Below are 3,557 nucleotides of genomic sequence, written 5' to 3'. Positions count from 1 at the left end.
ATAAAATCATCTGCAAAGAGAGGTAAATGTTTTACCTCTCTTTTTTTATATAAATTTTTCAAAAAATAAACAATTGAACATGAAGGAGATAGAAACAAATCACTTCACAGGCTTTTTTTCGGCTTGGTAGATTGATAATTTCCTCTTACTTTTGTGTCACAATAAGCGCCCGTAGCTCAACTGGATAGAGCGCTGGATTTCGGCTCCAGAGGTTGAGGGTTCGACTCCTTCCGGGCGTACAAAGTAAATCACAAAAGATGCAAAACCCTCTAAAATTAATTTTTAGAGGGTTTTATATTTTAGCAAACCCCCAACCGTTCAGTTTTTCTCAGAATAAAGGTCTCCTACTCGATCCCCTCGGTTACCTCTTTTTGCTTTTCAACAAATAACTACACCATGCCCCACTAAACATCATTCTTTGGTTAAAAAAAGGAAAGAATCAATAAATAAGGATAAGTCCCTTTTCAAACCCTGAAGACAACACTCAAAAACTACCACCAAAACATCCTAATCAATTATCTAAGCCAAACCTTTGGAAAAAGAAAAACCCTCAATGCCATTGCCGACTCCTACATCGGCACGGCCAGAATCGGAGGAACCATCTTCGGCAAATCGATAAACACAAAAATATTCGCACCCCCAAACGCATATTCTACAAGGCCGACGGCCCCAGAAACAAGCAGCTCCCCGATCGCTACTTCTTCACTTCTACCAAAGAATACCAGACCTGTTTTTTTGAAGAACATCTATTTGCGAAAGTAACAAAACCATTGAAATTGTAGAATCCCAAAAAAAAGCCATCATTTGCTCCATGAAATACCCTGACATTACCTGAGAGGCCTCCTCCGGTTTGGAAGGTTTAACTCCAAGAAAAATGAAGGTATTAATAGGCAAAGAAGTCCTTCTAGTTCCGGATTTTTCTTCCCCAGCTAGGGAACGCTGGCGAAAATAAACCGAATACCTACTGCAACAAAAAATCCAAAGCAGTGCTTTGGGATCCTTTCCCTAAAATTATGGATGGTAGAGAAATAGCAGATCTTTTAGTCCGGACCGATTATGCAAGAACTAGATGTTGAATATAGGCTCGACTTTTTCTAAAGTCACAAAAGAAAAGCCACCTAGGATTTAACAATTATGGTGGAGAGCACTCATGTAGATAAATTTATTTTTACTTAAAGGCCTAAATCGCTGTTTTTGGAGATGGATTTGTGGGGATTTCGCGGGATTGTGGTATGAGGGTGTATTCTAATTAAAATATAGTTATCGAGTGTTACTATTTTTTTGAAGGGCCTTTCTAATTGCAAGTAGCGCATGATAATTTAATTAGAATTGTAGGTTAAGATATGATGTTTTTAGTTTTTCTATGAAAAGATTCTTTCGCTTTAATAAGGTTAAGGATTACTCCACTATATTAAAAGTCTTTGTATTCCTGTCTTTTTCAGTACTCAGAGTTTTCGCTTATCAAGAGCTAAAAGCAGAGAGCTACTCTGATATCATCATTGAAAATACTTTAGAAAGTGCATCTACTGATGTTGAAATATATATAGATCAAGTCTATACTCATTATAAAGACACATTAGATGCACAGTCGGGCTTTTTTGGTCTGAATAATCTTAAAGATTATATCAGTTTTGGAGAAGAATCAATGAAAGAAAAATCTTCTCGATTTTGGATGGCTGTATATGATAGTACAACCGTCAAAAAAATGGCATACAAGCATCTGGAAGAGGCCTATATCGCATTGGATAAAGACCCTGCCCAAATAAAGTTAGAAATAACCTCTGGCAATGACCAAATTGCAATTTATGCACATAAAATCGCTCTTTCTCTACCTATTCTGATTGTTGAAGAATTTTTTGAACTCCTATTAAGCATATTTTTTGGCAGTAGCTTTCTTTCTATTGTGGTTTCGGTTTATGTTTTCTATCAATTTTCTTTTGGTCCATGGATTAATTGGAGCAAAAAGAGGCGAGAAAAAGTGGATAATCTGGGAAAGAAGGCACAGCGATGGGGAATTAGGCTTGGGTTCATAATTTTTTTATTGATTAGTTGGTATACTGGCGATTTAACCGAAAAGGGAATCAAATATAAAATCACAAACACCCTTACTAAAGAAATTTCAGAACAGGTGAAAAAAAACCTAATTCAATAGCCCTAAATAGCCCTAATAAATGAAAAAGATACTTTTTATATTTTTCATTAGTTCAATCTTGCTCTCTTGCAATAGTAGAAGTTTAAAAGATATAGGAGAACTTAGCTCCTATGTGAAGAAATCCATTGGAAGTAAATCAATAAACGGGTCTTTGCCTTCCACAAAAGTGGCTAGTAGGTTATTGATTAGTAAACAATTAGATTCTTGGGCAAAAAATAATGGTTTTAAACTCATTTCGAATAAAAAATCCATTTCAATACTAAACCTTCAGGGTGAAAAATTAGGTAAAATTGTTGAGGCAGGAAGGTATAAAGTAGTTTCTACTTTTCCACTAATGGCTAAAAAGGTGATAAATCCACTATTAGATTCTAATCTACTTTCTAGAACGACATATAAATTAGGACAATCAGTATTTAAGACCGATAAGTTTGCAAGAGTTTATCAAGCTGAAATTAAGTCCTTGCCTAAAAGTTTTATCAATAGGAACCAAATAATAGGAGCCAATGAAAATGCCAAGGCAATGGCTAAAGATGGCATTAAAGAATTAGATCATGGTGGACATATAATTGCTCATATGCTCGGGGGTAATTCAGGTGCAATTAATATTGTAGCACAATACGGGAAATTAAATAAAGGTAAATATCATGCAATTGAAAGATTTCTTGGAAAAAATAGGGCCAATATTAAAAATTACTCAATTAATTTAACATACAAAGGAAAATCCCAACGGCCAGCTACTTTTAAACAAGTATTTGAATTTAGGGGACCCCTGGATAAATTGAAAAAACTATCTAAAAGACACCCCAATTTTAAATACCATAGAAAAGTTGATGCCAACGGAAACCGCTTCTTTAAATGTGTAATTTTTCATTCTAACAAAATTCCTGATTTCGTACCAATCTAATAGTTCTTTAAAGGGATCAAAGACCAAACCCCACCCAGGCCGTGGGGTATCCACTACCATCCCTAAGCCAACAGTGGTCACGAAAATGCTGCACCCACAATACCTACCCATAATCCAAAGCTACACAACGGTTAATGTTAAAATTGTAGCTATGGTTGTGCTGCTTGCCTTGTGGAGCTATTATTTTTATATGGTGTTAGGTTTAGTTTTTACTTAATTCTTCAATTAGGTGATAGAATTTGATTTCTCTGACACCTTTTTCTGCCCACCTTTCTGTTAAATCAGTAAGTTCTTCTCTTTTATTGGTTGCGACAAGTTCTTTAATATAAGAGATATTATAATTTCTCAAAAGGCCAGCTTCTATTGTAGAATTAACACAGTATTTGGCATCTATCCCCGTAATATATAAGTTGCCAATTTGATTGGCATTGAGCACAGAATCTAATTTTTTGTTACTAAAGGCATCTCGAACATGTTTCTTTATAAAAACGCCATTGTTCA

The 3,557-nt window shown here is 35.1% G+C and carries 4 protein-coding genes and 1 tRNA gene; 3 read left to right on the top strand and 2 right to left on the bottom strand.

Features of this window, described 5'->3' with window-relative positions:
• Positions 1–165 precede the first annotated feature (165 nt).
• Positions 166–239, top strand: a tRNA-Arg gene (locus tag E1171_RS04780).
• 330 nt (positions 240–569) lie between these two features.
• Here E1171_RS04780 and E1171_RS04775 read toward each other — a convergent pair.
• The gene (locus E1171_RS04775) at positions 570–746 is read right to left on the bottom strand and encodes a hypothetical protein (protein WP_155204620.1); all 177 of its coding nucleotides are present in this window, start codon (positions 744–746) and stop codon (positions 570–572) included.
• Positions 747–1,363: 617 nt separating this feature from the next.
• Here E1171_RS04775 and E1171_RS04770 point away from each other — a divergent pair.
• Complete coding sequence (locus tag E1171_RS04770) at positions 1,364–2,152, top strand: hypothetical protein (RefSeq protein WP_155204618.1); 789 nt, start codon at positions 1,364–1,366, stop codon at positions 2,150–2,152.
• A gap of 19 nt (positions 2,153–2,171) precedes the next feature.
• The gene (locus tag E1171_RS04765) at positions 2,172–3,056 is read left to right on the top strand and encodes a DNA/RNA non-specific endonuclease (protein WP_155204617.1); all 885 of its coding nucleotides are present in this window, start codon (positions 2,172–2,174) and stop codon (positions 3,054–3,056) included.
• Between the two features lie 202 nt (positions 3,057–3,258).
• Here the strand turns inward: E1171_RS04765 and E1171_RS04760 are convergent.
• On the bottom strand, positions 3,259–3,557 hold a 299-nt coding region (locus E1171_RS04760; RefSeq protein WP_155204615.1), incomplete at its 5' end, for an isochorismatase family protein.

The sequence above is a fragment of the Xanthovirga aplysinae genome (assembly GCF_009711365.1).
GTDB classification, from domain to species: domain Bacteria; phylum Bacteroidota; class Bacteroidia; order Cytophagales; family Cyclobacteriaceae; genus Xanthovirga; species Xanthovirga aplysinae.
Note: the sequence above shows the minus strand (reverse complement) of the source record. Positions and strands in the feature narration are given on the sequence as shown.